The organism is Kocuria sp. CPCC 205235 (genome assembly GCF_040980905.1).
GTDB classification, from domain to species: domain Bacteria; phylum Actinomycetota; class Actinomycetes; order Actinomycetales; family Micrococcaceae; genus Kocuria; species Kocuria carniphila.
The window spans coordinates 1-3,799 of sequence record NZ_JAVKPR010000054.1; the positions used below are offsets into that span (position 1 = coordinate 1).

At 60.4% G+C, this 3,799-nt stretch carries 4 protein-coding genes; 3 read left to right on the forward strand and 1 reads right to left on the reverse strand.

Annotated features, from left to right (window positions below):
• Positions 1 to 110 precede the first annotated feature (110 nt).
• Positions 111 to 2,159, reverse strand: a complete 2,049-nt coding sequence (locus RF638_RS15855; RefSeq protein WP_259916845.1) for a DUF6541 family protein — start codon at positions 2,157 to 2,159, stop codon at positions 111 to 113.
• A 226-nt stretch (positions 2,160 to 2,385) separates the two neighbouring features.
• On the opposite strand from RF638_RS15855, the gene RF638_RS15860 reads away from it, so the two are divergent.
• The 3 genes from RF638_RS15860 to RF638_RS15870 all read left to right on the forward strand — a co-directional run bounded on the left by RF638_RS15860 (position 2,386) and on the right by RF638_RS15870 (position 3,752).
• Positions 2,386 to 3,051, forward strand: a complete 666-nt coding sequence (locus RF638_RS15860) for a glycosyltransferase family 2 protein (protein WP_223286442.1) — start codon at positions 2,386 to 2,388, stop codon at positions 3,049 to 3,051.
• Positions 3,052 to 3,067: 16 nt separating this feature from the next.
• Entirely contained in the window at positions 3,068 to 3,514 is a 447-nt protein-coding gene (locus RF638_RS15865; RefSeq protein ID WP_368842448.1) for a DUF2304 domain-containing protein, read from the forward strand.
• A 94-nt stretch (positions 3,515 to 3,608) separates the two neighbouring features.
• Positions 3,609 to 3,752, forward strand: a complete 144-nt coding sequence (locus RF638_RS15870; protein WP_368842449.1) for a DoxX family protein — start codon at positions 3,609 to 3,611, stop codon at positions 3,750 to 3,752.
• Positions 3,753 to 3,799 lie beyond the last annotated feature (47 nt).

The window sequence follows — 3,799 nt, forward strand, 5'->3', positions numbered from 1 at the left end:
CCCGCGGGTTCCGGAACTTCGAGAACTACCGTCTACGCGCCCTGCTCGCCGCCGGCGGACACCGGCCGTGGCGCAAGACCCCTACCCATGCTCATCTGTGAAGGGCCGGATCAGTCGCAGCCGACAACTTCGTACAGCGCGGCTGATCCGTTGCGCTCGACGAGCTCCAGATTCTGGTCGATCACGGGATCAACGGCCGTGACGCCGTCGTACAGGTGAGCCGCATCGGCACCACCGGGCAAGAACTGAGTACCGAAGTCCAGTACCCATTCGACGTCGAGTTCATCCGCGGCCACACACGCGGGGCTGTTGGGGGCGGCGTCGTCGATGTCTTGAACAAGTGGTTGCAATAGAGGGCCGGGATCACCGACGTGATACTGAGTCACGGGGCGGTCGGCCACCGCGTAGGCCAAGGCACCGCCATTCCACGGGTTGATGGCGATACTTTCGTCCGGTGCCACGTGCTCATCGATGTTTTCGAGCAGTTGGTATTCTTCCAAGCTAAGAATGTTATCCCACCCTTCCCATGTGTATGCCTGCTTACCCCACCGAGTGGACTGCGTGAGTGAATCCACTTGGGAAAGAGGAACGATGGTTACGAGCATGACCATCGCTACGATCGGGTAGGTTGCGGTCTGGCTCCTGCTGGGGGTCTGCTTTCCGAAATTAAACAAGCCGTTAATGCTGGTGACGATGGCCTGTACAAGGTGGAAGGCACCCAGAGCGATCAACGGCACCGCGGTGAGTGGAAGTGTAGCGGCCAGACGATAAGAATCCGTATACCAACCGCCCACTAACCACTGGCGGGTTGGGCCGTTCTCTCCAGCGGCTGCCACGGCGTAGAGGTACACCAACAAAAGGTGGGCAACTACGAGCCAGCGCAACTGGTGCCGGGAAATGGCCGCGTAAATTCCGGAAGCTGTCAGGATCACAAGGACCCAAGGGACTTCGTCACGATCGTTGGTGCTGTACAACAGTGCCTCCCCAACAGCTCGCGCTGTTGAGGTGAAACGGTCCCAGACATAATCGGTGCTCAGCGTGCTCCACAACACTGACCACGCCGTCACCGCCGCCGCTCCCAGAGCAGCCAGAATCACTGTCTTCTTTCCCCTCCGAGCCACGGCTGCCGCCTGTAGGGCAAGCCACCAGGCGGTGGCACCGAGGGGCACCGCAACCGCCAACAAGGCCAGGAGCGCATTCGGCTGGGACAAGCACAGGGCTCCCAGGACCACCACCAGACACGCAGCCAGGCGAACCCGACCCGCAGCGTCGGGTGTGTGCGCGGTGGGGTCGACGGTCAGACGTGCCCCGAGCAAGCGCACGAGCAGACCGAGGGACACCGGGACCAACGCTAAAGACAGGATATTGGCGAACAACGGTCCCCACGCAATCAAGCCGAGCGGGAAAATCCCGAAACCGGCTGCGGCAGTACCGGCAACCACACTCACTAGAGGGGAGGGCCCCAGGAGGCAGCGTGCAAGGTAAATGCAAGATGCAGTCCACACGAACCCTGCCACGGCCAGCAGCATTACGTTGTGGGCCACCATCACGTTGTCGCCGGTCAAAGGGACCATAAGCGAGGCAAATTGATGCCACGCGGCCGGGTACAGCGCAATGGTGCTGTCCGGGTTGGTCATTTGGTTCAGCGTGAGCGTTGAGCCATTGCCGGTGTCTACGATGTAACGAATGGCGTTGAGATGAAAAATGTTGTCATAGCGTTGTGTGAGCGACTCGGGGTGACCAATCACCGAGATCAAACGGCGCACCATCAGGACTGCGCCGATAGCCAGCCCCGCAGCGGCACCCACGGGGAACAACCAACGGTATCGGCCCACGGAATGGTAATCGACATTCGCGGAAGCAGCCACGGCTCTAGACCCTGTGTGATACCCACCGCGGGGGATGAGACGGCCCACCAGCCACGCCAGAACCGTCAAAATCACGGCAGTTATGACCTGGGTCAGGGAGTTGTAGCGGACGTCCAGCAGATCCAGGACTACACCGGTGAGCCCCACTACAGCCACGCTGAATGCCGGGGCTGCTAAGACAATCCGGCCGGTGCGCTGGCCGAAGGCCCACTGCAGGGCCAGCCCCGGCAGCCACAGGAAAGCCAGAACGACTAGTAACGCGGGCAGGTACTGCCACCACTCTGTTAGCACGCGAGACCTGCAATTCGAGGATTGGCTTGGAGCACGGTTCGGTCCTTGAAGATTGGGGAAGATTCGGGACAACTATAGTTGAGCAACGTCCAAGCCAAGTTCTGACTGGTGGCACGGCTGGCACTACTAATTATTTTCATCCAAGCGCGGAACGTGCCGCGTAAGTGCTTACCGGCACACAACGGTCTACAGGGTTCGGTCGGTTGCTTGTGGGAGAATACTTCGCGTGAGTCGTGCGTGGATCGTGATGCCTGTGTACAACGAAGGCCAAGTGGTGGGAGAAGTCCTGGAGAACCTCCGGAAGACTTTTCCCCACGTGGTGTGCATTGACGACGGTTCATCCGATGACTCCGCCCGCATCTGCCGCGAGGCCGGTGCCGTGGTGGTCAGCCACCCCATCAACCTGGGGCAGGGTGCTGCACTGCAGACCGGTTTTGAGTATGCGCTGCAGGATCCGGACATGGATTGCGTGGTGACCTTCGACTCGGACGGCCAGCACCGCGTGGTCGATGCCTACGACATGGTCCAGCGCATCCGCTCCGGTGAGGCTGACGTGGTGCTCGGTTCCCGCTTCCTGGATGACCGCACGCAGGTTTCCAAACTCAAGCGACTGGTGCTGCGCACGGCGGCGTTCGTGTCCAAGTTCACCAGCGGCATGGACCTCTCCGACGCCCACAACGGGCTGCGCGCCATCAACCGCAAGACACTGCAACAGATCGACCTCAAGCAGAACCGCATGGCCCACGCGTCTGAGATCGTGAACCAGTTCGCGGAAATCAAACCGCACTGGGTGGAGCATCCCGTGGAGATCATTTACACGGACTACTCGAAGGGCAAGGGCCAGTCCCTTCTCAACGGCGTGAACATCCTGACCGAACTGTTCGTGAAGTAACCGGGGGCTATTCACAGTGACGATTATTGTTCAGTTACTTCTGGTGCTTGCCGTGGGCTACGGCGCGCTCACTCTGGTGCGCGGGGGAGTCAACGCCAAACACCAGGCCATTCGCCGCCTGGTCGGTCTTGCGTTCTTCGTGTTCGCCGCACTATCCATTTTCGTGCCGGACATGGTGACCCATTTGGCGCGCTTTCTGGGCATCGGCCGCGGTACCGACCTGGTGCTCTACGGGTTGATCGTGTTGTTCATGATCACCCAGTTCACGAGCGCGCATAATCGCCGTATCCAGGAAACCAATACCACGCGCTTGGCCCGTCACATCGCCATTTCCGAGGCCGAGAAACCCTGGCAGCCTACTCTCGATCACTCCGACCGGCGTTCGGTGCGCGCCTTCAAACACACCTCGCCTTTGGGACCGCCACCCGCCGACGCCGCTCGCACCGGTTCCACGGCCGTCTGAGCCTGGGTTCCCGGCTGGCTTTTACGGTCGTGTCCAGGGAAATCAGAGGCTATCGACCCACGTCGTTAACATCTGACCGGTAGCTTTGTTCGTCATGAACTCTTCGCGAAAAACCCGTACCTCCGTCAATTTCGGGCTGCTGATTCTCCGCGTGGTCGTGGGTATCACCTTTGTGATGCACGGCTGGCAGAAGTTCAACGAGTGGACCATTAGCGGCTCATCGCAGTTGACGGTGTAGACGGTCGAGGTGCGTCGCTGGCCGGGTAGGGGTCGAGGTCTTCCAGG

Excerpts from the sequence above, each read along its gene's own strand:
- RF638_RS15870 (WP_368842449.1), top strand. The coding sequence starts at position 3,609 with ATGAACTCTTCGCGAAAAACCCGTACCTCCGTCAATTTCGGGCTGCTG.